Source organism: Humibacter soli (genome assembly GCF_054779035.1).
On record NZ_BAAGYX010000001.1, the window covers coordinates 276,806 to 300,642 of the forward strand.

The window sequence follows — 23,837 nt, forward strand, 5'->3', positions numbered from 1 at the left end:
CTGCGAGGGTCGAGTACTCGTCCGCGGAATTCCGGGCGACTGTGTCGGGCCGTGCTCCGATCTGCAGGAGTTATGCACACCGCCAGGGAGGACGGGCGGCGGCGGGTCGGCGGCACCGGGCATACGTACGGGCGATTGCGGTGAGAGAGGACTGAGCTTGCTCGGTCCTCCGAACCGATTGAGCCGGTGAGCGACGTAGTCGCGATATAGTCGGGAGGACAATGGACGACCCTCCTTCAGCCCATTCGCCCAGCCCTCTGCGTGGCATCTCTTCGCCGCGTGAGCGTCGTCGCCCGAACGGCAGGTGACGAGCGTGATCGAGTGGATCATGCTGGCGGCGGGCATCGTGCTCACGATCGGCACGGGGTTCTTCGTGGCCAGCGAGTTCGCGCTGGTCAACCTCGACAGAGCCGACCTCGAAGCCAGGCGAGAGCGTGGCGAGACCCGGCTCGGCATGACGATTGCCGCGCTGAAGATCACCTCGACTCATCTCTCGAGCGCGCAGCTCGGCATCACGCTGACGACCCTGCTCACCGGTTATCTGCTCGAGCCTGCGATCTCGTCGCTTCTCGCGCCGGGGCTCACGGCGATCGGGATACCCGAGGGCGCCATCTCGCCGATCGGGACGGTCATCGGCATCGTGCTCGCCACGTTGATCTCGATGATCCTGGGCGAGCTCGTGCCGAAGGGGTTCGCGCTGGCCCTTCCGCGTGCGACGGCGAAGATCGTCATCCCGTTCCAGACCGTGTTCACGACAGTGTTCCGGCCGGCGGTGTTCGTGCTGAACGCGAGCGCCAACGGGGTGCTCCGGGGATTCGGCATCGAGCCGAAGGAGGAGCTGTCCGGCGCACGAAGTGCCGAGGAACTGGCATCCCTCGTGCGTCGCTCTGCTAGCGCCGGGCTGCTGGAGTCGGACACCGCGACACTGCTCGACCGCACGCTGCGGTTCTCCGAGCACACCGCATCCGACGTCATGACGCCGAGGCCGAGGGTCGCGAGCGTTCGGCGGTCGGACAGCGCCAGCGACATCCTCGCGCTGGCACGCACCACGGGATATTCGCGGTTCCCGGTGGTGGATGACGACATCGACGACATCGTCGGAGTCGTGCACGTGAAGCAGGCCGTCGCTGTGCCGATCAAGCGCAGGGAGCTTGTGCCGGCATCCGCCCTGCAGACCGAGGCCGTTCGCGTGCCGGAGACCATGACCCTCGACACCCTGCTCGGCGAGCTGCGCGTCAAGGGCTACCAGCTCGCCGTGGTCGTCGACGAATACGGCGGAACGGCGGGCGTGGCCACGCTGGAGGATCTCGTGGAGGAGCTCGTCGGCGAGGTGGCAGACGAGCACGACCACACGAGTGCCGACGTGGTGCGCGGTGTCGGGTCGACCACCATCTCCGGCATGCTGCGGCCCGACGAGGTGAAGGACAGAACGGGCATCGAGATTCCGGATGACGGACCGTACGAGACCGTCGCCGGGTACGTGATGAACGAGCTCGACCGGCTCCCGGTGGTCGGTGATGAGGTGAGGGTCGGCGGCGGGATGCTCCGCGTCGAGCGCCTGGACGGCCGGCGCGTCGACACGCTGCGCTTCACCCCCGACCCTGACGAGTCGGACGACGAGGGCGATAGCGACCGCAGCGACCCAGACCACGAGCGGCGCAACACGCGAGGGAGGAGCGACCGTGCCTGACTGGGTCGGAATCGTGCTGCTCGTCGTGCTGCTGCTCGGCAACGCGTTCTTCGTCGGCGCCGAGTTCGCCGTGATGTCCGCCCGCCGGTCGCAGATCGAGCCGGCCGCGGAGCGCGGAAGCCGTCGAGCCCGCACCGCGCTGTGGGCCATGGAGCACGCGACGCTCATGCTGGCGACCACCCAGCTCGGCATCACGGTGTGCTCGCTGCTGATCCTGAACGTCTCGGAACCGGCCATCCACCACCTGCTCGAGGCGCCGCTGTCGCTGACCGGGCTGTCCGACGCGTGGATCGGCGGCATCGCCTTCGTCATCGCGCTGGTGCTCGTGACGTTCCTGCACGTGGTGTTCGGCGAGATGGTGCCGAAGAACATCTCGTTCTCCGTGCCCGACCGCGCCGTGCTGCTGCTCGCCTCGCCGCTCGTCGGCGTCGCCAGGGTGTTCCGCCCGATCGTGGTGGCGCTGAACTCGACCTCCAACGGCATCGTGCGGCTGTTCGGCGTGACGCCGAAGAACGAAGCGGTGAGCACCTTCACGCTCGACGAGGTGGCGACGATCGTCGACCAGTCGACCCGCGAGGGCGTGCTCACCGACCGCACCGGAACGCTCAGCAACGCATTCGAGTTCTCGGCCAAGAAGGTGAGGGATGTCGCACTTCCGCTCGACTCTCTCGTATGCCTCCCCGAGACGACCACCCCGGCTGCCGTCGAGCGGGCCGTCGCCAAGCACGGCTTCTCGCGGTACGTCATCGTCGACGACTCGGATGAGCCCGTCGGCTATCTGCACCTGAAGGACGTGCTCGACCTCGAGGGCGACGAGTACACGCGGCCGATCCCGCCCGGTCGCATTCGACGACTCGTGTCGCTCGCGCCCGACACCGATGTCGAGGACGCGCTCGCCTTGATGCGCCGCTCCGCCAGCCATGTCGGTCGCAGCGTCGAGGGCACGGCCGACGGCCTCGGTGTCGACGGGGCCGGGAAGACTCTGGGTGTGATCTTCCTCGAGGACATCATCGAGGAGCTCGTCGGCGAGGTGCAGGACGCCACCCGGCGCGACTGAGCTGTCGCGTCAACCGTCCAGTCCGAGTCCACACGTCACGACGTATCACCGTGACGCGCTGTTCACGGTGCGGCCGTGCGCAGGGGGAGCGGTGACGCCTTTCCGTAGATGTGGACGGCGCCGGGGCCACCGGCGAAGACCTCGTCGAAGCCGGCACCCGCATCGAGCGTCACCACTGTCACGTCGACGTCCGGTGCGCCCTCGAAGCGAGCGTCACGCGAGTCCCGCGCTCCGCGTTCCCCTCCGAGGGCAGCCTCGCCGATGCGCGCGAGTTGCGTGTGCGCGCCGTACAGGGTCGCATCGGGGTTCGTGTAATCGGTGTACGCGCAGTCGACCCCGCCGACCATCGATCGCTGCGGCGAGCCCGCCGTCGCCTGGCCGCCCAACGCGTACTGCCCGTCGCAGTTGAACGCCCAGCCTCCCGCGCGCGAGGCGACGGACGCCGGATGCAGCTGCATGCCGCAGGACGGCACGAGGTGCAGGTCGATGCCGTCGCCGTCGGCCTGCCATGCACTGTGTGCCGCCCCGCGACGCAGGCGAGTGTCGGAGTGGTCGAGGCAGACTTCCACCCCGACCGTCACGGGCGTATCGCCGGCGGAGAGGCTGAAGATCGCGTAGGGATCGGTCGGGTGGCGTTTGAAGTCGCCGCCGCTGATGTCGAGCACCCGATACCCCGTCAACTGTTCGGTGACGACGCGCCCGCCTTCGACATCCCAGAGCAGGAAGTCCTCGTTCGAGCAGTAATACTTCTCGGTCGTGATGGCGGTCGTGCCGATGTCGTCGAGTACGCCGTCGATGCCGTCCGAGCTGATGACCATGGCTCGATTGCGCACCTCGATGAGCGGGTAGGCGTGGCAGTTCTTGACGAAGTTGACGAACTGGTCGAAGATGACGTCGCCGAGCGGGCCGGATGTGGCCGCCCATCCCTCGCCGAGGGCGCGGACGACGCTGTTGCGCACGGTCGCCGACTCGCTGCCGAGAACGGCGTCGATGTCACCGACCTCCGCGGAGATCACGGTTCCCAGGACGAGGAGGAAGCCTGGGTAGTCGGAGGCGGGGAACTGCTCTTTCAGATACGCGAGGATCTCGTCGGCGGGATCCACGTCGCCCGGTTTGTGCACGTACGGGCCGATGGGTCCGTGCCAGAAGAACTCGGGTGCGACGAACACGTTGAGCACTCCGTCGGAGGGGGCTCCCTCGAGCTCCGCCCTGGCGGCGTCGACCGCCCGCTTGAGCGCCGCCGCCCTGCCGCGCACGTCCTCCCGGAAGTCGGCCGACGCACGGTACGTTCCCGCTACGGCGCCGGTGCCGTCAGGATCGCCGACGGGGATCATGTCGGCAGGCGTCGTGGGAACGGCGTAGCCGATGAACCGAACCCTGTCGTATCCGGACATGTTCAGCGCCACTTCGCTCGCAGGTACTGGCCGGGCCAGTAGTCGATCTCGACGCCGAGCTCGTGTGCGGCACGTAGCGGGAAGTGCGGGTCGCGCAGCAGCTCGCGGGCGAGCGAGACGGCGTCGGCCTGGCCGGAGGTGACGATCGCCGACGCCTGCTCCGGCTCTGTGATGATGCCGACGGCGGAGACGGGCAGACCGGTCTCGTGCTTGATCCGCTCGGCGAACGGCACCTGGTAGCCGGGGCCGATCGGGATGTCGGCAGGCACGTTCCCGCCAGAGGAGACGTCGAAGAAGTCGGCCCCGGCGTCGTGGCACCATCGGGCGACGGTGGCGCAGGCATCCACGTCCCAGCCGGTCGGCGCCCAGTCGCTCGCCGAGAAGCGCACGAACACGGGCAGCTCGCCGACCGCTTCACGCACCGAGGACACCACGCGCAGCAGCAGCCGCGCTCGGTTCTCCAGGCTTCCGCCGTACTCGTCCGTGCGCAGATTGCTCACGGGGGAGAGGAACTCGTGCAGCAGGTAGCCGTGCGCGGCGTGGATCTCGACCATGCCGAACCCCGCGTCGACGGCGCGTCGCGCAGCGTCGGCGAACGCCACGACGACGCCGTCGATTCCCGCCGCGTCGAGCTCGACCGGCACAGCCAGGCCGTCGTAGGGCACCGCCGAAGGAGCGACCGCCGTCCAGCCGCCCTGATCGTGCGGTATCGAACCGCTGCGTCCCTCTTCGCCCCATGGCGACCAGGTCGACGCCTTGCGGCCGGCGTGAGCGAGCTGGATGCCCGGCACGGCGCCCTGCGACGCGATGAACTCCGTGATCGGGCGCCAGGCATCCACCTGTTCATCGTTCCAGATGCCCGTGTCGCGATCGGAGATGCGGCCCTCGGCCACGACCGCCGTCGCCTCGGCGATGACGAGCGAGGTGCCGCCCGCCGCGATGGACCCGAGGTGCACGAGGTGCCAGGGGGTCGGCACCCCGTTCCTGCCCATCACCGAGTACTGGCACATCGGCGCCGCGAAGATGCGATTGCGCAGGCGCGTGCCGCGCACCTCTACCGGATCGAAGATGTCGGACATGTCAGGCTCGTTCTCTCGTGTGCGGTTTCCGCTCAGGCGGTCGGCGCCTGGTCAGCGAGGGAGACCAAGAAGGCTCGAAGCGCCGCCGGGCTGGTGAAGACGTGGCCCGTGATGCCGATCGCTTCTGCTCCCTCGACGTTCTCGGGCTTGTTGTCGATGAACACCGCGTGCGCAGCATCGATTCCGAGCTCGTCGAGCGCGTGGCGGAAGATCGCGGCGTCCGGCTTCACCAGCAGCAGCTCGCCGGAGACGAAGACCTGCTCGAAAAGCGATCCGAGCAGGCCGTGCCTGAAGTAGCTGGCGAAGTCTGCTCCGGCGTTGGAGAGAAGGGCGAGCCGAGTTCCGCCGTCGCGCAGGTCGACGAGAACGTCGATCGTGCCGGGCTCCACGCTCAGCCATCCACGGAAGTCCGTGACCCACAGCAGATGAAGCGTGGCCTCAGACCACTGGGCGCCGGATTCGGCCTCGATCCTGCGCCAGTAGTCGTGGATGCTCAGCGTGCCCTGGTCGAGCTCCGAGCGGTGCTGCCAATACGCCGCCCAGAACGTCTCGGCACGCGCATCCTCGATGCCGGCGACGCGCAGCAACGCCTGCTGGTCGGTCTCCGACGGGCTGAGCGAGATCACCTCGCCGTAGTCGAAGATGACGACCCGGCCGGGAAGGGAGATGGGCATGCGCGATCCTCCTGGTGTCGCTGGGTCGCCGCGACCCGAACGGCCCGAAGGGCTGGGGCGACGACAGCCATCAACCTATCGTGAAGGCATGACGAACGAGACGAGCCTGCCGCGGTGGCGCAGCGACGAGGCGTCCGAGTGGCTGGCGGCTCCGCAGGACGGCGACGACAAGTACACCAGGGGCGTTCTCGGCGTGGTGACCGGCTCCGACGAGTACCCGGGCGCCGCGGTGCTGGGCGTCGAGGCCGCCGTGCGGACCGGCGTCGGCATGCTGCGCTACCTCGGAGACGATGTTCCGGCTCGCCTCGTGATGCAGCGCAGGCCGGAGACCGTCACGGCGAACGGCAGGGTGCAGGCCTGGCTGCTCGGATCGGGAATGGATGCCGCACATCGCGACACCGCGAACGAGGAGCGACTCCGCGTCGCCCTCGCGCAGGACGTCCCAGCGGTGATCGACGCGGGCGCCCTCGACCTCATCGGGGACGCGACCGGCCCGGTCGTCATCACGCCGCACTTCCGTGAGCTCTCCAGGGTGCTCGCCGCCCACGGAGTGACGGCGTCGCCTGAGCAGATCGCGGCGGATGCCCCGCGTTGGGCCCGAGAGTCCGCCCGGCTCACTGGGGTCACGGTTCTGCTGAAGGGCCACGCGACCCACGTCGCGAACCCGGCGGGCGAGGTGCTCGTGGCCTCGGAGGGCACGAACTGGCTGGCGACAGCGGGCAGCGGCGACGTGCTGGGCGGCGTGCTCGGTGCGCTGGTCGCGACGCACGCCGAGAAGATCGCCGCGGAGGGTCACGACGTGCTCGCGAGGCTGGCCGCGACAGCCGCGGTGGTGCACGGGTTGGCCGGGCGGGCGGCCAGCGACGCCTTCCGAGGCGGACCCATCGCGGCGCTCGACATTGCCGAAGCGCTGCCCAGGGTCGTCGGTGCCCTGCTTGCCGGTGGCTGAGCGGACTCTTCCCCGAGACGGTCGCAGCCGGGTCATCGAATCGATCGGTAGCATGAACGACTATGGCGATCGATACCGCGACTGAGGTCGCGGTCGCGCCCAGACCACACCTTCGCGAGCGGGTCGTCGTGCTCTCCCGCAATGTCTACGCGCAGTGGGGCGCCTTCCTGTTCGTGCACGTCGTGCTGTGGTTGACGGCGTGGTTCGGCGCAGGGATGCCGCTCGGCGACGTGACGCTCGTGTACCGTCCGTGGGCGCAGGAGGCCCAGTACGGCTATGCGTTCATGGGGGTGACGGCGCCGTGGGTGTATCCCGTTCTGGCGATGATCCCCGTGCTCATCCCGTTGATCGCCGGACCCGACAACTACGTCGTCGCGTGGCTCGCCATGGTGACGGTGTTCGACGTCATCGCCTTCGCAGTCCTCACCTCGCGCGGCAGGAGGCGCCCGACGATCGCCGCGTGGTGGTGGCTCGCATTCCTGCTGCTGCTCGGCCCGATCGCGATCGGACGACTGGACGCGGTCTCCGTGGCGATCGTGATCGTCGCGGTGGTCTGGATCGCCGCTCGGCCGAGCGTCGCCGCCGTGCTGCTCGCCGTTGCGACGTGGATCAAGGTGTGGCCGGCCGGCGTCATCCTCGCCGTGGTCATCGCGCTGCGGCGCAGGTGGCGCGTGCTCGGGTGGGTGGTCGCGACGAGCGCGGTGGTTGCGCTGCTGGTGGTCGTGTTCGGCGGGGCGTCCGAGCTGTTCGGCTTCGTCTCGCAGCAGACCGGCAGAGGCCTGCAGATCGAGGCGCCGATCAGCGCGCCATGGCTGTGGGCGGCCGCTCTGCACGCACCGGGCAGCACCATCTACTACGACACGCAGCTGCTGACCTTCCAGGTGACGGGTGCCAACATCGATGTGGCGTCAGCGGTGATGACCCCTGCGCTGGCGATCGCGGTGCTCGTCGTCGCGCTGATCGGCCTGCGGGCCGTCATCCGCAAGGCGCCGACGGCGCTGGTTCTTCCGCAGTTGACCCTCGCCATCGTGACCGCGCTGATCGCATTCAACAAGGTGGGTTCGCCGCAGTACGTCGACTGGCTGGCGGCGCCGGTCATCCTCGGCATCGTCATGAGCGGTCGGCGATTCCTCGTGCCCGCCGTTCTGGTCGCGGTGACCGCTGCGCTGACGCAGCTCTTCTACCCGTACCTCTACCTCGAGATCCTCAACCTCGACGCGTGGATGATCGGGGTGCTCACCGTGCGCAACATCATGCTGTTCGTCGTGCTGGGCTGGTCGGTCGTCGCTCTCTGGCGCACCGGCAGCAGGAAGCGCATCGGCGCGGGCGCGCTCGCGGTCGATGGAGCCCATGTCTGGCCGCTCGCCGGACGGGTCGCGGCCAAGGCCGAAGGCGCGAACGAGGCCGCACACTGAGACGAGACCAGAGAACCACGAGGGAGAGGAACCCATCATGCTCGTTGCCTTCTCGGTAGCCCCCAGCGGCACAGGTCGCGACGGCGACTCCGTTCACGACGCGGTCGCGGCGGCGGTGCGCATCGTGCGCGAGTCCGGTCTGCCCAACCGCACGGACTCCATGTTCACGACCGTCGAGGGGGAGTGGGACGAGGTGTTCGACGTGATCAAACGCGCAACGGATGCCGTCGGAGCGTACGGCTCCCGTGTGTCGCTCGTGCTGAAGGCCGACATCCGGCCCGGCCACACAGGGGAGCTCACCGGCAAGGTGGAGCGCCTGGAGGCCGCCATCGACGCCCAGCAGGACTGAGCGCGGTCCCACCTCCCTCCCCGGCCCGGCGTCCACACCGCGGTCAGGGCGATGACGCAGACGTAGACGGCCGTCATCGAATCGATTCGAAGTCGTAACATCCGCAGCCTACGATGGGCACATGGCCACCCGCTCCGACGGGTCCGCGACTCTCCCCACCCCCGTTCCTCCTCGCGCCGACGTGCGTGAAGAATCGCACGGTGGAGTGCTGTCGCCGACCCGCATCCGTCTCGCGCTGATCGCGCTCGCCCTCGGCGGCTTCGCGATCGGCTCGACCGAGTTCGTGGCCATGGGCCTGCTGCCCGACATCGCGGCCAACCTGCTGCCGAAGCTCTACGCCGTGAACTCCGCGGACGCGAACGCTCACGCCGGCTGGATGATCTCCGCCTACGCGCTCGGCGTCGTGGTCGGGGCCCCGACGATCGCCGCAGCCGGTGCTCGCTGGCCGCGCAAGAAGCTCCTGCTCTGGCTGCTCGTCACCTTCACGCTCGGAACCGTCGCGTCCGCTCTCGCACCGACGTTCCAGCTCGTGCTGGTCGCGCGCTTCGTCGCCGCTCTTCCGCACGGCGCGTACTTCGGCATCGCGAGCCTCGTGGCCGCGTCGCTGATGGGTCCTGGCAAGCGCGGACGCGGCGTCGCCTTCGTGCTCTCAGGGCTCACGATCGCCAACGTGGTCGGCGTGCCGGCGATCACCTGGATCGGACTGCAGACCGGATGGCGCGTCGCCTACCTCGTCGTCGCCGGCATTTTCGCGCTCACCTTCGTCGCCGTGCTGCTGGCCGTGCCCTGGCAGGCCGGCAACCCGGAGGCGACGATGAAGCGCGAGTTGAAGGCCTTCAGCCGAACCCAGGTGTGGTTCGCGCTCGGCATCGGCGCGATCGGCTTCGGCGGCCTGTTCGCGCTCTACACCTACATCGCACCCATCGTCACCGACGTCGCAGGACTGCCGGAGTGGGCCGTTCCGCTCATGCTGGTGTGCTGCGGCCTCGGCATGACGGTCGGCAACCTTGTCGGCGGCGCGATGGCCGACCGCAGCGTGAAGCGCACCATGCTGACGTTCTTCGTCGTGCTGATGGCCGCGCTGGTCGGCGTCGGGCTGCTCGCGCAGAACTGGGTGGTGCTCGCGATCGGCGTGTTCCTGGTCGGTGCGTCGTCGTCGGCCATCTCGCCGGCCATCCAGACAAGGCTGATGGATGTCGCACGCGACAGTCAATCCATCGCGGCGGCCCTCAACCACTCGGCGCTCAACATCGGCAACTCGCTCGGCGCCTACCTCGGTGGTGTCGCGATCGCTGCGGGCCTCGGATATCGCGCGCCCGTCTGGGTCGGCCTCGTGCTGTCGGCCTTCGGACTGCTCCTCGCGATCGGCTCGTTCACGCTCGACAGGGTGCGTGCGGCACGGGGGCTACCCGTCGCGGGCCACACCGGCGGCATCGACACGCTGGCATGAAGCCGCGGCCGGCTGGCCAGGGTCTCGATACGCGTGCCGCTTCGCAGCGCGCTACTCGACCAGCGGAGCCACCGCCGTTGGTCACTCGTTCTGCAGCAGGATGCCGTCCTGGATGGCGCGCTTGCGCAGCGCCACCTTCGTGCCGACGTCGTAGCCGGCGACGCGGTATTTCTCGCGAATGCGCTTGAGGTAGCTCTTCGCCGTCTCGTCGGAGATGCCGAGCTTGAACGCCACAGCCTTCACCGGCTCGCCGGCGCCGTACAACGCCATCACGCGCCGCTCCTGAGCGCTGAGCTTCGGTGCGCCTGTGGTGCTCTGGCTGAGAGCGACGTCGAGCTCCTCGGAGATGAACGAGTCGCCGCGTACAGCTGCGCGGATGGCCTCGACGATCATGTCGGCGTTCTCGCTCTTCACGAGATAGCCGGCGGCGCCGGCCGCCAGGGCTTCGCGCACGACGTTCGGGTCGGAGTACGCGCTCATCAGCATGGTGGGCACGCCAGCGGCCTTGAGCGCCTGCAGCTTGATCGAAACCGGGATGTTGTCCTTGAGGTCGAGGTCGAGCAGCACGACGTCGACGGGGAAGGCCTCGTGCGTGAGCAGCTCTGGCCAGGTCGCGACGGCCGCGACCATCTCTATGTCGTCCGCAGCGCTCCTGATCCACTCGGTGAGCGCTCCGAGCAGCATGCGGTGATCGTCGACGATGGCGATCTTGATCGTTGTCGGAGCTGATTCCTTCACGCTGCTGTCTCTACTTTCCCCCGCGTCGGGTCGAACATCGCGGGCTGCGGTGGTTGTGCGTCATCGATCCTGCGTTGCATCGACAAGGCAGTCCACCTCAATGCGAACCATAGCGGACGAACCGGTCTCGGTGTAGCGCCCGACCCTGCGAATAGCTTGCCACGCCGAGGGGTCGATCTGCCGTCGTGGAACGCCTGTCACCTCGATCACCACGTTGAGGCTTCGAACGTGAGGACCGGCATCCGCTCCTCTCGAGATCGTGATGACCAGCGATGTTGCGGACTTCGAGGTGCTGCCGACGAGCATCCAGATGGCCGAGAACAGCCCGTCGCGCTGCCGGGAGGAGAACGACGCCGCAAGGCCCTCTGGATCGTCGATCTCGGTCACGGAGTCGAGCACGGCGGACTCGGTGACGGCGTGATGCAGCCAGGTCTGCCTGCGGTCATCGACGAGATGCAGCCTCAGCTGCGTTGCGAGAGCGGATGCCCGTGCAGCGGTCTCCTCGTCGAGTGGCAGCTCTGCGCGCCCCGCGGCGACGTACTCCAGCAGCTGCTCCGCCGCGAAGTCGAGTCGCTCGAGCTCCTCGGACGCGAGCATGCCGACGGACGTGTCGGTCGTCGTGGTGCTCTGGGTCTGCGCGATCTCGGAGTGGAACTGCACGATCGTGCGGAAGGAGCGCACGAGCGCCATCCCGACCAGCGGCGGCGCGCAGGCGATGGCGATGAAGGCGAGACGCGGCGCGGCGGACATCGGGTCGGTCACCTCGAGGCCGAGCACGACGATCAGCACACCGGCGAACACGGCGGTCGCCACCAGGATGTCCCGCGCGGGCCGCGTGGTGACCGCCGCGAGAAGCAGACCACCGACGCCGATGCACGTGACGGGGAAGACCGGTACCGGCCCCGGCGCCCAGGCGCCCGCGAGGTCGAGGCCCGTGATGATCGCGCACGCGGCCATCAGGCCGGCGAAGCGGAGCCGCTCGGTCGGAACCTCTCGCGGAGCCGGCATGAACCACATCAGCACAGCGACGACGACCAGCAGCACCGTCGCAAGCACGCCGAGCAGCGGGCGCGGGTAGAACTGCCCGAAGTAGCAGAGCCGCAGAAGCGAAGCGGCGATCAGCGCGTCGGCGATGATCATCGTTCCCCTGCGCAACTGGGCGACACCGGTGTACACGTGAGTCGCCCGAGCGTCGAGCCTGCTCATTGCTTCGGCACCTCCAGCACGACGGTCGTGCCAGAGCCTGGTGCGCTGAACAGGCGAGCGTTGCCGCCGACGTCTCGCACGCGGGCGACGATCGACTCGGTGAACCCGAGTCGTCCGGGAGAGACCGCTCCGACGTCGAAGCCGACTCCTGAGTCGGTCACCATGGCGCGAACGGTCACGTCGTCATCCGTGATCGTCACGTGCGCCTGGGTCTCGCCGGAGTGCCTGCGGACGTTCTCGAGGCATTCGGCAAGGGCGAGCAGGAACGCGTCGAGCGTCTCGGCGGGGAGCACAACGTGGCCCGTTCCATGCCACGCGACGTCGAGTCCCATGCGCTTGAATCGCTGCTTCACGGTCTCGAGCGTGTTGCCGAGTGTGGACTCCTGCACCTGACGGAGTCGGTAGTCGCCGGATGACGCGGGCTCGGGGGTGTAGCCGAGGCGCAGCTGTCGCAGAAGCGCGGCATCCTCCGCAGCCTGGGCGCGCAGCGCGTTCTCGCCGACACCGCGCCCGGAATGCGCGAGCAGTGTGAGGGTGGCGAGCACGGTGTCGTGCAGCAGGCGTGCGCTCTGCCTGCGACGGGCCTCGAACTCGCTGGCCTGGCGTTCGGTGCGGTACGCGTCGCTCATGCCTTCGATGCGCTCGACGGCGCGTGGCACCAGGTGCGCGACCCAGATGCCGATGCCGGAGCAGAACACCCAGCTGCCGATGGCGACGAACAGCACGGTGACGAGGTTGCTGCCGAGCCCCCTGGCCGTCGGCACGACGATCGCGACGATGATGAGGAAGGCGATCACCATGATGATGCGACGCCTGGTGTCGACCGCGAGCAGGAACGCCGAGCCGGCGCTCGCCGCGGCGAGCAGAGCGACGACGGATGTGGCCGGGGTGCCGTGCGCGCCCGAGCTGAGGCCGACGACGCCGATTCCGATCGCGGAGGCGGCGAGCACCACGACGACCGGGATGGGCGACGGCTTGCGCTGCATGTACACCGCCGCCGCCACGAGCAGCAGGCACAGCGCGATGACGCTGATCGTCGACTCGGGCTCGGGGAGCACACCGGGAATCGCGGCGCAGACGGCAGCGCTGATCGCGTCGAGCATGATCACCAGGCTCGCAGCAGACGCCAGCATGCGATCACGCTGCTCGGCGGTGCGCGTCATCGGTCCTCCGGCTGGTCTCTGTGGCGGCGCGACCAGAGCGCCAAAGAGAGTTGTACCCCTAGGGAAAACTTTAGGTCACCCGAGTGACACTTTCTCATGCCCGAACATGCTCGGGTTCATCCTGCGCACGGGGCGCACTCGCATCAGGACTCCAGCAGCGACCTGATCGGGGGTCCGATCAGGTCGTCCTCGATGAGGAATGCGTCGTGTCCGAACGGGGAGTGGATGACGATGGGATGCGCTCCGTGGATACTGGCGCCCAGCCCAGCGGCGATGATGCGCTGGCCGTCGACGGTGTACAGGCGGTCGCTGTCGATGCCGAGCACGAGCGAGCGGGCTGTGACGCGGCCGAGTGCGGCATCCACTCCTCCTCGTCCGCGGCCGACGTCGTGCGAGGTCATGGCGTTGACGACAGTGATGTAGCTGTTGGCGTCGAAGCGGCGCGTGAACTTGTTGCCGTGGAAGTCGAGGTACGACTCGACAGCGAACCGTCCGCCTGCGCCGAGCGGGCTGATGCCGCTCTGCCAGCTGCGCTGGAACCTCTCGTTGAGCTCGTTCGCGCTGCGGTAGTTGAGCAGGGCCATGCGCCGGGCGAGTGCCAGCCCGGCGTGCGGCCCATCTCCATCGTCCGCGTCGTAGTAGCGGCCCGCCCGGAACTGCGGGTCGGTGCGGATCGCCTCGATCTGCACCGAGTTCAACGCGATCTGGTCAGCAGTCGATAACGGGGGAGCGGCGATGACGGCGACGCGGTCGAGTCTGTCGGGGAAGCTGATCGCCCATTCGAGCGATTGCATGCCGCCCATCGAACCGCCGATCACGGCGGCCCAGCGGTCGATGCCGATCGCATCGGAGAAGGCCGCCTGGGCGTTCACCTGGTCGCGGATGGTGGTGTACGGAAAGCGCGGACCCCATTCGACGCCGTCAGGGGCAAGGGATGCCGGGCCCGTCGAGCCCTGACATCCGCCGATCATGTTCGGTGCGACCACGAACCAGCGATCGGTGTCGACAGGAAGGCCCGGCCCGACGACGCCGCCCCACCAGCCGGAGGTGGGATGCCCAGGGCCGGCCTTCCCGAGCAGGTGACTGTCCCCTGTGAGTGCGTGCAGGACGAGCACGGCGTTGTCGCGTGCCTCGTTCAACGTGCCCCAGGTCTCGTACGCCACTGTCGCGCTCGACAGCGAACGTCCGCTCTCGAACGCGACGGGGCCGATGCGGGTGAACCTGCGCTCGCCGACCGGATCCCCCTCGCGCCACGCGCCGCTCGCGCGCGGCTTGCCCAGCAGGGAGCGCGCCTGCGCCTCGGTGATGAAGCTCGAGGGCACGGTGTCTTCTGAGGTCTGCCAGTCCATGGTGAGGTCAATTCTGCCCGGACGGGTGCACCCCTGTGTGCCGTGTTACGCGGAGAGGTGGGTGCAGAAGAGGCCCGGCACGTGCCGGGCCTCTTCTGGGGTGCTTGGTGTTGCTGAGCGGGACTACGCGGAGACGCTGTCCGACTGCGCGGCGGCGCGGGCCGCGGCGAGTCCGGCCTCCAGGTCGGCCTTCAGGTCATCCACGTTCTCGAGTCCCACCGAGAGGCGCACGAGGCCCGGCGTCACACCGGCGGTGAGCTGCTCCTCCGGGGAGAGCTGCGAGTGCGTCGTCGAGGCAGGGTGGATGACGAGCGAGCGCACGTCTCCGATGTTCGCCAGGTGGCTGAACAGCGTGAGGTTGTCGACCAGGGCGCGGCCGGCATCCACACCGCCCTTGAGCTCGAAGGAGACTACGGCTCCGACGCCCTTCGGCGCGTACTTGTTCGCCGCCGCGTACCACGGGCTGGTCGGCAGGCCCGAGTAGTTCACGGACGCGACGTCGGGGTGGCTCTCGAGGAACTCCGCGATCTCCTGCGTGTTCTGCACGTGACGCTCGATGCGGAGCGACAGCGTCTCGATGCCCTGGATGAGCAGCCAGGCGCTGTTCGGCGCGATGGCGGCACCGAGGTCGCGCAGCAGCTGAACGCGGGCCTTGATGATGTAGGCGAGGCCGTCGCCGACCGCAGCCGTGTAGCTGACGCCGTGGTAGGACTCGTCGGGCTCGGTGAGGCCGGGGAACTTGTCGACGTGCTTCGACCACTCGAAGGTGCCGCCGTCGACCAGCACGCCGCCGATGGTGGTGCCGTGGCCGCCGAGGAACTTCGTGGCGGAGTGCACGACGATGTCGGCGCCGTGCTCGAACGGGCGGATCAGGTACGGGGTCGCGATCGTGTTGTCGACGATGAGCGGCACGTTGTTCTCGTGCGCGATGCCGGCGACGGTCTCGATGTCGAGGATGTTGACCTTGGGGTTGCCCACCGTCTCGGCGAAGAACAGCTTCGTGTTCGGGCGCACGGCGCGGCGCCACTCCTCCGGGTCATCCTGGTTCTCGACGAACGTCGTCTCGATGCCGAGCTTGCCCAGCGTGTACTTGAAGAGGTTGTAGGTGCCGCCGTAGATCGAGCTGGAGGAGACGATGTGGTCGCCGGCCTGCGCGATGTTGAGCACGGCGAACGTCTCAGCGGCCTGTCCGCTCGCGACGAGCAGGGCGCCGGTGCCGCCTTCGAGGGCGGCGAGACGCTCCTCGACCACGGCCTGCGTCGGATTCTGGATGCGCGTGTAGATGTTTCCGAACTCGGCGAGCGCGAACAGGTTCTTCGCGTGGTCCGAGTTGTTGAACACGTACGACGTGGTCTGGTAGATCGGCGTCGCCCTGGCGTTGGTCGCCGGATCGGGGGCGGCGCCGGAGTGGATCTGCTTGGTTTCGAACTGCCACTGAGCGGCGTCGGTCATGATTCTCTCCAGGTGGTGTCGGCAGAGGGCTCGGCGCTGCGTCCGCGTCGATGTTGAGACCAGGCTAGGCACCGGGCATCCGGTGCTCAAAATATGTGCAACACGACGTAACCGTCACTGAGGCGGTCTCACGTCTTGCGCGGGTCGCGCCGTGGGTGCTGCCGCGGCTCGTGTCGACGGAAGGGCATGCCGACGGACAGAATGGTGGGCATGGCATCCAGGCGTGCAGTGGTGACGGGAGCGAGCTCGGGAATCGGTGAGGCGACGGTCCGGCTGTTGCGGTCGAACGGGTGGGATGTCGTCGCAGTCGCCCGCAGCACCGACAAGCTGCGCGCCATCGCCGACGAGACCGGAGCAGAGGCGTTCACCGCGGACGTCTCGAAGCAGGAGGATGTCGACGCGCTGCGCGACCACCTCGCGGCGACGGGAGGGGTGCACGCGCTCGTCAACAACGCGGGCGGCGCTCGTGGGCTCGAGTCCGTCGAGCACTCGGACATCGACGACTGGATCTGGATGTACGAGGTGAACGTCCTCGGCACCAAGCGAGTCGTCTCCGCGTTGCTTCCCCTTCTTCGCCAAGGTGCGAAGCAGACCGGGCACGCCGACATCCTCAACGTCACCTCGATCGCCGGCCACAACGTGTACGTGGGCGGGGCGGGATACAACGCGGCCAAGTTCGCAGAGCACGCGCTGACGGAGGTGCTCAGGCTGGAGCTGAACGGCGAGCCGATCAGGGTCATCGAGGTTGCGCCCGGCATGGTGCGCACCGACTTCTCGCTCAACAGGTTCGCCGGCGACAAGGAGCGCGCCGACGCCGTGTACGCGGACGTTCCAGAGCCCCTGACAGCGGAGGATGTCGCCGACACCATCGTGAACGCTCTCGGGCGTCCTCGGCACGTCGACCTCGACCTCATCGTCATGAAGCCCGTCGCCCAGGCCGCGTCGTACCGGTTCCACCACGGGCCGCTGCGGGTGGCGGACGAGGACTGAGGCATGCCCGAGCCCGCATCGACACGCACGGCGCGCGTACGCGCCGAAGAGCGCTGGGAGCGAATCAGCAGGTGGCCCTTCCTGGTGCTCTCGCTCGTCTTCATCGTCGCGTACAGCATCCGGTGCCTCAACACGAGCCTCGAGCAGCAGGACGTCAGGGTGATCTGGACGGTGCTGCTGGTCATCTGGGCGGCGTTCATCATCGACTACGTCGTTCGGCTGCTGCTCGCTCGTGGCAAGTGGGCCTTCGTGCGGCACAACGTGCCTGATCTGCTCGCGGCCCTGCTGCCGATCTTCCGTCCGTTCCGTCTGCTGCGGGAGTTGCGGCGCATCCCGTTCTTCAGCAAGCGCAGCGGTGCGGCGGTGCGCGCACGGGTGATCGCCTATGTCGCGTCGTTCGTCGTGCTCTGGATCTACATCATCTCGATCAGCGAGTTGCAGGCCGAGCGCGGTGCTCCCGGCGCGACGATCCTCAGCTTCGGTGACTCTCTCTATTGGGCGGTCGTGACGATCGCGACCGTCGGCTACGGCGACATGGTTCCGGTGACGACGCTCGGCCGTGTTCTCGCTGTGCTGCTCATGATCAGCGGAATCGCGATCATCGGCGTCACGACGGCGACGGTCGTGTCGTATGTCAACGAGGCCGTCTCTCGCGCGCGACAGGGCGGAGCGCACGAGTCGCCCAACGACGATCCCGGGCTGCTCGAAGCGCCGTCGGTGGATGACCCGTCGTCGGACTCGAAGTGACGGAGTAGGACGAATACGGTGCAGGGCGAAGCGGTAGGCAAGGAGGATCGGTGAGCATCCATCTGGTCGGAGGAGGGGATCGCCCCGGGGAAGACGAGGCCGTTTACGGCCCGTTCGTCGCCGAGTGCGTCGCTCGCGTCGAAGCTGCAGGCGAGGAACGGCAGCCCCGCGTGGCGCTCCTCACCGTGCGCGAGGGCGGCCATCCCGGTCACGGCGAGAACCTCACCAGGGCACTCGCCAGAGCGGGATCCGTCGAGGTGCTGCACACCGTCGTCGCCGAGGGCGAGCGGATGCCCGCAGCCGCGATCGACGGCGCGGACGGCATTCTGGTGGGCGGTGGCCTCACCCCGGCGTACCTCGACGCGATCGAGCCGCTCAAGGCGGGCATCCGTACCGCAGTGGAGGCTGGAACGCCCTACCTCGGATTCTCCGCCGGCGCCGCGATCGCGCCCGACCGTGCCCTTCTCGGCGGATGGCGCATCGACGGCGTTGAGGTCTGCGACCGGGAGGCATCCGAAGACCTCGACGAGCTCACGATCGTCGACGGCCTCGGGCTGATCGACGTCACGGTCGATGTTCACGCCGCCCAGTGGGGCACGCTCACTCGGGCGATCGCAGCCGTCGATTCCGGTGCGGTAGGGGAGGCCGTGGCGATCGATGAGTCGACGGTTCTCGTCGTCGGAACGGGACCCCTTCGGGTGGCCGGCGCCGGCACCGTGTGGGTTCTGACGCGCGACGAGCGCGGCGTGCTCGTTCGGAGCATGCGCTAGCCGTGGCGAAGACGCTGACGGAGCTGGCCGCCGACGGCTCGATGGATGCGGGATGGGCCGAAGCGCTCGCACCCGTCGCGGGCGACATCGCGGCGATGGGGGACTGGCTGCGCTCCGAGGTCGCCTCTGGGCGGCACTACCTGCCTGCCGGCGCGAACGTGCTGCGCGCGTTCCACTATCCGCTTGCCGACGTGCGCGTGCTGATCGTCGGGCAGGACCCGTACCCAACGCCAGGGCATCCGATCGGCTTGTCGTTCGCTGTCGAGCGCGACGTGCGGCCGGTTCCGCGCAGCCTGCAGAACATCTACCGGGAGCTGCGCACCGACCTCGGCATCGAGCCGCCGCCGCACGGCGACCTCACCGCATGGAGCGAGCACGGCATCATGCTGCTCAACAGGGTGCTGACGGTACGGCCAGGAGCCGCGGGGTCGCATCGCGGCGTCGGCTGGGAGCGCGTGACCGAGTACGCGATCAGGGCCTTGGTCGCTCGTGGGACGGCTCTCGTCGCCATCCTGTGGGGAAGGGATGCCGCGAACCTGCGCCCTCTGCTCGGCTCCACTCCCGTGATCACCTCGCCGCACCCGAGCCCGCTCTCGGCCGACCGCGGGTTCTTCGGGTCGAAGCCGTTCAGTCGCGCGAACGAGCTGCTCGTGCGTCAGGGCGCTCAGCCGGTGGACTGGAGCCTGCGGTAACACGCGCGCAACACGCACTGGTTACGCTGTTGCGGTGCTGGAAGAGGAATACGAGACGCGGCGAACGCTGCCGCCGCACCTGCGCAAGCCCGCCCCCGCAGAGACGCCCTTCTCGTATCTGATCCGCGACGCGAAACCGGGCGATCTGCCGCATGTGCGCGAGATCTACAACCATTACGTGACGAACAGCACCGTCACGTTCGACGAAGACACCATGAGCCTGCGCGAGTGGAAGTCGAAGTACGCGTACCTGCAGCGGCTCGGCATGCCGTTCATCGTCGCGGAGTCGCCGAACGGGCAGATCCTCGGCTACGCGCTGGTGTCGCCGTGGAAGCAGAAGAAGGCCTACCGGTTCACCGTGGAGAACTCGATCTACCTCGGGCAAGCCTCGACGGGCAAGGGGCTCGGCACGGCGCTGATGCAGGCTCTGATCGACGCGTCGAAGCAGGCCGGTCTCAAGGAGATGATCGCCGTCATCGCCGACCAGGGCGCCGAGGCCTCGATCGCGATGCACAAGAGCTTCGGCTTCAAAGAGATCGGCAGCATGGGCCACGTCGGCTACAAATTCGACCGCTGGCTGGGCACCCTGCTCATGCAGAAGAGCCTGAAGTAGCGGGTTTCTCCTGGTGCGACATCCATCGCGATCGGTCGTTCGATGGCCGTTGCTGTGAATTCGCCCGCGGCCGTTATCAGTTCGTGATCAACCTCTGGCGGATGCCGGTGGCCGCGCATACAGTGATGGCACCAGTCACTGCTCGGGCGTCTCACTAGGCGATCGAGTTGACGGTCTACGAATCGAGGCCTGCAGCATCCGGAGCGGATGCAGCAGGCCTCGTCCATTTCGGCGGGGCTACCCGTTCAGGCCCGTGATGGCGCCTTGCGGAGCACGAAGTACCCGACGACCCCGCTCACGACGGTGGGGATGAGCAGCCAGGCGATCACGCCGACGGCGCGCATCGTGAGGAACCACTCTCCGACCGCCGGCCACGAGCCGGTCAGCGTTGTGACCGCCACGAACCCCGCGATGAGGAGAACCACGATGGCGCCGAGGGTGTAGAGACCGTTGGCGCGCCACCGCACGTACACACTGCCCGCGAGAGCCCCGAGCGAGAAGCAGAACAGGAACAGGAAGAAGGTCGCGAACAGGCGCTCCCACAGCGGCCCGGAGCCGACGTAGACATTGCTGAACATGTGCGCGTTCATCCCATAGCCGTTCGTCCAGTCCTCGATGTACGAGAGCAGCGTGCAGACGGCGGTGAACAGCAGGCCCTGCAGTGCGAAAGCCGTGACAGTGCCGAGGTAGTAGTCGCGCCTGGTGGCCGACATGCCCATCGCGAATCGGAAGGTGAGGTTCATCGCCTGCACGGCGGCGATCGCGAAGTAGATGAAGATGTACGCCGTCGCCCCCGACCACTCGGTGCCGCCGAGCTTCTCGTGGGTCGACGCGAAGATCGAGATCCAGATCACCATGTTCACCAGGAACACGAAGCCGATGATGATCCACGGCAGCGCGATCATGCTGAACCGATTGGTGAAGTGCAACCGCGTCACGTTCCAGATGCGGTGGCCTGCCCCGGGAACGGTGTTCGTCTCCGCGAGGGTCGCTGGGGTGCTGATGGCGGTCATGCTGAGGCTCCCTGCTCGGTGGCGCCGAAGTCGGCGGTGGCGGAATTGGTCGAGCGCACGATGAGCTGCTGCAGCGAGACGGGAGCCAGCTCGAGGCCGGCCGCCGTGGCATCCCTGCGTTCGTCGGCGTCGAGCCGGTCGACGGTGACGGACGCCAGCCCGCCGATCCCCTCGCGGTGCAGCACCCTGCGGTGGGCGACGAAGGCGTCGACCGCTCCGCGCGGACCGACGACCGTCGTGGCGGAGTCTCGTGCCGACTCGGCCGACTCGTCCATGATGATGCGGCCCTTGTCGATCACGACGACGTGCTCGAGCATGTTCGCGACCTCGTCGATCAGGTGCGTCGAGAGCACGATCGTGCGTGGATGCTCCGCGTAGTCGGCGAGCAGGCGGTCGTAGAAGATCTGCCTGGCCACCGCATCCAGCCCGAGGTAGGGCTCGTCGAAGAACGTCAGGGGAGCGCGGGCAGCAAGGCCGACGATCACCCCGACTGCGGAGAGCTGGCCGCGCGACAGCTTCTTGATCTTGCGGTTCACCGGCAGCTGGAAGTCGTCAACGAGCTGCTTCGCGAAGTCGGCATCCCAGTTCTCATAGAACCAGGGTGCGCAGGTGAAGACGTGCTTCGGTTTGAACTCGTCGGGGTACTTCTGGCTCTCCTTGATGAACGAGAGCCGCGACAGCACCTTCGCGTTCTCGACGGGGCTCTCCCCGAAGACACGGATGTCGCCCGAGCTCGCGAAATCCTGCCCGGTGATGGTCTGCATCAGGGTCGTCTTGCCCGCGCCGTTGCGTCCGAGCAGTCCGGTGATGGCGTCGGTCTTGATGGCGAGGTTCACGTCGTCGAGTGCGGTGACGTCACCGAATCGCTTGGTGAGGCCGCTGATCTCGACCACGGGAGCGGTCGTCGTGGTCACGATGCTTCTCCTTCGTTGGTGATGAGATGGTTGAGCTCTGTCGGAGTGATGCCGAGCTTCTTCGCCTCCGTGATGAGCGGAACGACGAAGTCGGCGCGGAAGCTCTCGCGCCGTTTCGCCAGCACCTGTTCGCGTGCACCGGTGGCGACGAACATGCCGATGCCTCGCTTCTTGTAGAGGATGCCTTCGTCCACCAGGAGGGCGACGCCCTTACCTGCCGTCGCAGGGTTGATGCGGTGGAAGGTCGCGAACTCGTTCGTCGACGGCACCTGGCTCTCTTCTGCCAGTGCACCGGCGATGATGTCGTTCTCGATCTGCTCAGCGATCTGCTGGAAGATCGGCTTGCCTTCGTCGATCACCACTCTCCTTGGTTGGTTCATTAGTAGAGTAACTAACCAACGAAGCCTCGTCAACCCCTCCTCCCGAGTAAGCCTCGGTCCGCCTGAGTCCGGCCGGTTCATAACTCCTGCAATTCGAGAACTCCCACCCGGACAGCCCGCGAGAATACGGGGTTCCGGCTCGGCGCGGCGGCCGATGTGCAGGAGTTATGCGCAGGGGGGCGGAGGAGGACGGAGGGGCGACGGGAGGTGGGCGGGTTCCCTAGGCTCAGGGCATGGCCGATGACATCCACGATCTGACCGCACTCGACCAGTGGACCTTGCTGCAGCGTGCCGAGCTGACGCCGCTGCAGCTCGCTGACCACTACCTCGGGCGCATCGAGATGCTGAACCCTCAGGTCGGCGCGTTCGTGACAGTGACACCGGATGCCGCACGCGATCGGGCGGCGCAGGTCGAGTCATCCGTTCCGCACTCCGCACAGCTGTGGGGGCTCCCCATCGGCGACAAGGATCTCTGGAATCGCGCAGGCGTGCCGACCGGGTACGGCTCGAGGCTCATGAGCGGATACGTGCCAGAGGAGTCCGATGAGATCGTGGCCGACCTCGACGCTGCAGGGGCGGTCAGCCTCGGCAAGACCGGTGCGCCGGAGTTCGGGTTTCCGTCGTACACCGAGACCCTCGTTGCACCGCCCGTTCGCAACCCGTGGGATCTGACCCTGGGCGCAGGGGGCTCGAGCGGCGGAGCGGCTGCGGCCGTCGCTTCGGGCATGATTCCGTTCGCGCCAGGGTCGGACGGCGGTGGGTCCATCCGCATCCCCGCGGCGGCGTGCGGCCTGGTCGGGCTCAAGCCGTCACGCGGGAGGGTGCCGTCAGGCAGCGGTCTCGAGTCGCTCGGCGGCCTCGGTGTCGCCGGACCCATCGCGCGCACGGTCGAAGACGCAGCCCTGCTGCTCGACGGCATGATCGCACGGCGAGACGGACGGGTCGACCACCGGTTCGCGGTTCGAGCGCCAGAGGACGACACCGCGTTCCTCGGCCACGCAGTGCGCGGCGAGGGCAGGTACCAGCTCGGCGCGATGACGACGAGTGCGTGGGATGACGACTACGAGATCACCGTCGACGCCGACGCCCTGGCGGCGCTCGACCTCGCGATCGCGGAGTTCGCCGCGCTCGGCCACGGAATCGAGCAGACCGCGCTGGAGTCCGACCGCACATACGCCGCAGCGTTCACGACACTCTGGAAGGCGGGGGCCTCGCGCCTGCCTGCCGAGGGCAAGGCGCTCGAGCTGCTCGAACCGCTCACCCGGTGGCTCGTCGAGCAAGGGCGTGCCACCTCCGCCGGCCAGCTGAGCGAGGCGCTCTCTGCGCTGACGACGTTCGAGCGCTCGCTCATCCGCCAGCTGTCGTCGTTCGACGCGGTGCTCACTCCCGCGTTGGCGCTCGGTCCGCGTCCGATCGGGTGGTGGGACCAGTCGGATGCCGAACACAACTTCGCGCAGCAGGTGCAGTACACCCCCTTCACATCGATGGTGAACGTGAGCGGGCTTCCCGCCATCGTGCTGCCCGTTGCGCAGGCATCCGACGGGCTCCCTAGGGGAGTGCAGCTCATCGGTCGGCCCGGCGGCGAGGCCGTGCTCCTGGCCCTCGGGGCGCAGCTGCAGCGTCGCCTGCGCTGGCAGGACCGTCACCCGGAGATCTGGTAGCAGCCGGTCAGCACCAGACCGAGTCCGCCCGATCCCGGTCCGCGCCATGTGCGCTCTATTGCGCCAGTTCGGTTGGCGCAATAGAGCGCAAG

At 68.0% G+C, this 23,837-nt stretch carries 23 protein-coding genes; 12 read left to right on the plus strand and 11 right to left on the minus strand.

Annotated elements, in window-relative coordinates; all coding sequences use genetic code 11:
- Nucleotides 1-328: 328 nt before the first annotated feature.
- Together ACYVDN_RS01210 and ACYVDN_RS01215 are read left to right on the plus strand one after the other, a co-directional pair.
- Nucleotides 329-1,690, plus strand: coding sequence for a hemolysin family protein (locus ACYVDN_RS01210; RefSeq protein ID WP_460572178.1), 1,362 nt, complete (start codon nucleotides 329-331; stop codon nucleotides 1,688-1,690).
- Complete coding sequence (locus tag ACYVDN_RS01215; RefSeq protein WP_460567643.1) at nucleotides 1,683-2,747, plus strand: hemolysin family protein; 1,065 nt, start codon at nucleotides 1,683-1,685, stop codon at nucleotides 2,745-2,747. The genes ACYVDN_RS01210 and ACYVDN_RS01215 overlap by 8 nt, the downstream gene beginning before the upstream one ends.
- A 62-nt stretch (nucleotides 2,748-2,809) precedes the next feature.
- Here the strand turns inward: ACYVDN_RS01215 and ACYVDN_RS01220 are convergent, their stop codons facing one another.
- Genes ACYVDN_RS01220 through ACYVDN_RS01230 form a run of 3 tightly spaced genes read right to left on the minus strand, consistent with a single transcriptional unit; the run spans nucleotide 2,810 to nucleotide 5,894 of the window.
- Nucleotides 2,810-4,141, minus strand: coding sequence for a hypothetical protein (locus tag ACYVDN_RS01220; protein WP_460567645.1), 1,332 nt, complete (start codon nucleotides 4,139-4,141; stop codon nucleotides 2,810-2,812).
- A gap of 2 nt (nucleotides 4,142-4,143) precedes the next feature.
- Complete coding sequence (locus ACYVDN_RS01225) at nucleotides 4,144-5,220, minus strand: NADH:flavin oxidoreductase/NADH oxidase (protein WP_460567647.1); 1,077 nt, start codon at nucleotides 5,218-5,220, stop codon at nucleotides 4,144-4,146.
- Between the two features lie 32 nt (nucleotides 5,221-5,252).
- Nucleotides 5,253-5,894: an HAD family hydrolase gene (locus tag ACYVDN_RS01230; protein WP_460567649.1), complete on the minus strand. Its 642-nt coding sequence runs from the start codon at nucleotides 5,892-5,894 to the stop codon at nucleotides 5,253-5,255.
- Between the two features lie 88 nt (nucleotides 5,895-5,982).
- Here ACYVDN_RS01230 and ACYVDN_RS01235 point away from each other — a divergent pair, with 88 nt between their 5' ends.
- The 4 genes from ACYVDN_RS01235 to ACYVDN_RS01250 all read left to right on the plus strand — a co-directional run bounded on the left by ACYVDN_RS01235 (nucleotide 5,983) and on the right by ACYVDN_RS01250 (nucleotide 10,057).
- Complete coding sequence (locus ACYVDN_RS01235; RefSeq protein ID WP_460567651.1) at nucleotides 5,983-6,843, plus strand: ADP-dependent NAD(P)H-hydrate dehydratase; 861 nt, start codon at nucleotides 5,983-5,985, stop codon at nucleotides 6,841-6,843.
- Nucleotides 6,844-6,905: 62 nt separating this feature from the next.
- The gene (locus tag ACYVDN_RS01240) at nucleotides 6,906-8,258 is read left to right on the plus strand and encodes a glycosyltransferase 87 family protein (RefSeq protein ID WP_460567653.1); all 1,353 of its coding nucleotides are present in this window, start codon (nucleotides 6,906-6,908) and stop codon (nucleotides 8,256-8,258) included.
- 37 nt (nucleotides 8,259-8,295) lie between these two features.
- A complete protein-coding gene (locus tag ACYVDN_RS01245) occupies nucleotides 8,296-8,607 on the plus strand; it encodes a thiamine-binding protein (protein ID WP_460567655.1) in 312 nt (103 codons plus the stop codon).
- Between the two features lie 121 nt (nucleotides 8,608-8,728).
- Nucleotides 8,729-10,057 carry an MFS transporter gene (locus tag ACYVDN_RS01250; protein WP_460567657.1) on the plus strand — a complete coding sequence of 443 codons (1,329 nt, stop codon included), beginning with the start codon at nucleotides 8,729-8,731 and terminating at the stop codon, nucleotides 10,055-10,057.
- An 81-nt stretch (nucleotides 10,058-10,138) separates the two neighbouring features.
- On the opposite strand, the gene ACYVDN_RS01255 is transcribed toward ACYVDN_RS01250, so the two are convergent.
- The 5 genes from ACYVDN_RS01255 to ACYVDN_RS01275 all read right to left on the minus strand — a co-directional run bounded on the left by ACYVDN_RS01255 (nucleotide 10,139) and on the right by ACYVDN_RS01275 (nucleotide 15,965).
- Nucleotides 10,139-10,795, minus strand: a complete 657-nt coding sequence (locus tag ACYVDN_RS01255; RefSeq protein ID WP_460567659.1) for a helix-turn-helix transcriptional regulator — start codon at nucleotides 10,793-10,795, stop codon at nucleotides 10,139-10,141.
- Between the two features lie 60 nt (nucleotides 10,796-10,855).
- Nucleotides 10,856-12,001 (minus strand): hypothetical protein, encoded by a 1,146-nt coding sequence (locus ACYVDN_RS01260; protein WP_460567661.1) that lies wholly within the window; start codon nucleotides 11,999-12,001, stop codon nucleotides 10,856-10,858.
- The gene (locus ACYVDN_RS01265; RefSeq protein WP_460567663.1) at nucleotides 11,998-13,164 is read right to left on the minus strand and encodes a sensor histidine kinase; all 1,167 of its coding nucleotides are present in this window, start codon (nucleotides 13,162-13,164) and stop codon (nucleotides 11,998-12,000) included. The genes ACYVDN_RS01260 and ACYVDN_RS01265 overlap by 4 nt, the downstream gene beginning before the upstream one ends.
- A gap of 143 nt (nucleotides 13,165-13,307) precedes the next feature.
- Nucleotides 13,308-14,513: a homoserine O-acetyltransferase family protein gene (gene metX / locus ACYVDN_RS01270; protein ID WP_460567664.1), complete on the minus strand. Its 1,206-nt coding sequence runs from the start codon at nucleotides 14,511-14,513 to the stop codon at nucleotides 13,308-13,310.
- A 123-nt stretch (nucleotides 14,514-14,636) separates the two neighbouring features.
- Nucleotides 14,637-15,965 carry an O-acetylhomoserine aminocarboxypropyltransferase/cysteine synthase family protein gene (locus tag ACYVDN_RS01275; RefSeq protein WP_460567666.1) on the minus strand — a complete coding sequence of 443 codons (1,329 nt, stop codon included), beginning with the start codon at nucleotides 15,963-15,965 and terminating at the stop codon, nucleotides 14,637-14,639.
- 210 nt (nucleotides 15,966-16,175) lie between these two features.
- On the opposite strand from ACYVDN_RS01275, the gene ACYVDN_RS01280 reads away from it, so the two are divergent.
- From ACYVDN_RS01280 to ACYVDN_RS01300, 5 genes are read left to right on the plus strand one after another with little or no spacing between them, the layout of a single operon-like run.
- Nucleotides 16,176-16,955, plus strand: coding sequence for an SDR family oxidoreductase (locus tag ACYVDN_RS01280; protein WP_460567668.1), 780 nt, complete (start codon nucleotides 16,176-16,178; stop codon nucleotides 16,953-16,955).
- Nucleotides 16,956-16,958: 3 nt separating this feature from the next.
- Entirely contained in the window at nucleotides 16,959-17,702 is a 744-nt protein-coding gene (locus tag ACYVDN_RS01285) for a potassium channel family protein (protein ID WP_460567670.1), read from the plus strand.
- 50 nt (nucleotides 17,703-17,752) lie between these two features.
- Entirely contained in the window at nucleotides 17,753-18,472 is a 720-nt protein-coding gene (locus ACYVDN_RS01290) for a type 1 glutamine amidotransferase family protein (RefSeq protein ID WP_460567672.1), read from the plus strand.
- Nucleotides 18,473-18,474: 2 nt separating this feature from the next.
- Entirely contained in the window at nucleotides 18,475-19,164 is a 690-nt protein-coding gene (locus tag ACYVDN_RS01295) for a uracil-DNA glycosylase (protein WP_460567674.1), read from the plus strand.
- A gap of 34 nt (nucleotides 19,165-19,198) precedes the next feature.
- The gene (locus ACYVDN_RS01300; RefSeq protein WP_460567677.1) at nucleotides 19,199-19,777 is read left to right on the plus strand and encodes a GNAT family N-acetyltransferase; all 579 of its coding nucleotides are present in this window, start codon (nucleotides 19,199-19,201) and stop codon (nucleotides 19,775-19,777) included.
- 245 nt (nucleotides 19,778-20,022) lie between these two features.
- On the opposite strand, the gene ACYVDN_RS01305 is transcribed toward ACYVDN_RS01300, so the two are convergent.
- Genes ACYVDN_RS01305 through ACYVDN_RS01315 form a run of 3 tightly spaced genes read right to left on the minus strand, consistent with a single transcriptional unit; the run spans nucleotide 20,023 to nucleotide 22,063 of the window.
- Nucleotides 20,023-20,790, minus strand: a complete 768-nt coding sequence (locus tag ACYVDN_RS01305; RefSeq protein ID WP_460567679.1) for a hypothetical protein — start codon at nucleotides 20,788-20,790, stop codon at nucleotides 20,023-20,025.
- Complete coding sequence (locus tag ACYVDN_RS01310; RefSeq protein ID WP_460567681.1) at nucleotides 20,787-21,704, minus strand: ABC transporter ATP-binding protein; 918 nt, start codon at nucleotides 21,702-21,704, stop codon at nucleotides 20,787-20,789. The genes ACYVDN_RS01305 and ACYVDN_RS01310 overlap by 4 nt, the downstream gene beginning before the upstream one ends.
- The gene (locus ACYVDN_RS01315; protein ID WP_460567683.1) at nucleotides 21,701-22,063 is read right to left on the minus strand and encodes a GntR family transcriptional regulator; all 363 of its coding nucleotides are present in this window, start codon (nucleotides 22,061-22,063) and stop codon (nucleotides 21,701-21,703) included. Before ACYVDN_RS01315 ends, ACYVDN_RS01310 begins: the two co-directional genes overlap by 4 nt.
- Before the next feature lie 254 nt (nucleotides 22,064-22,317).
- Here ACYVDN_RS01315 and ACYVDN_RS01320 point away from each other — a divergent pair, with 254 nt between their 5' ends.
- Entirely contained in the window at nucleotides 22,318-23,745 is a 1,428-nt protein-coding gene (locus ACYVDN_RS01320; protein ID WP_460567685.1) for an amidase, read from the plus strand.
- Nucleotides 23,746-23,837 lie beyond the last annotated feature (92 nt).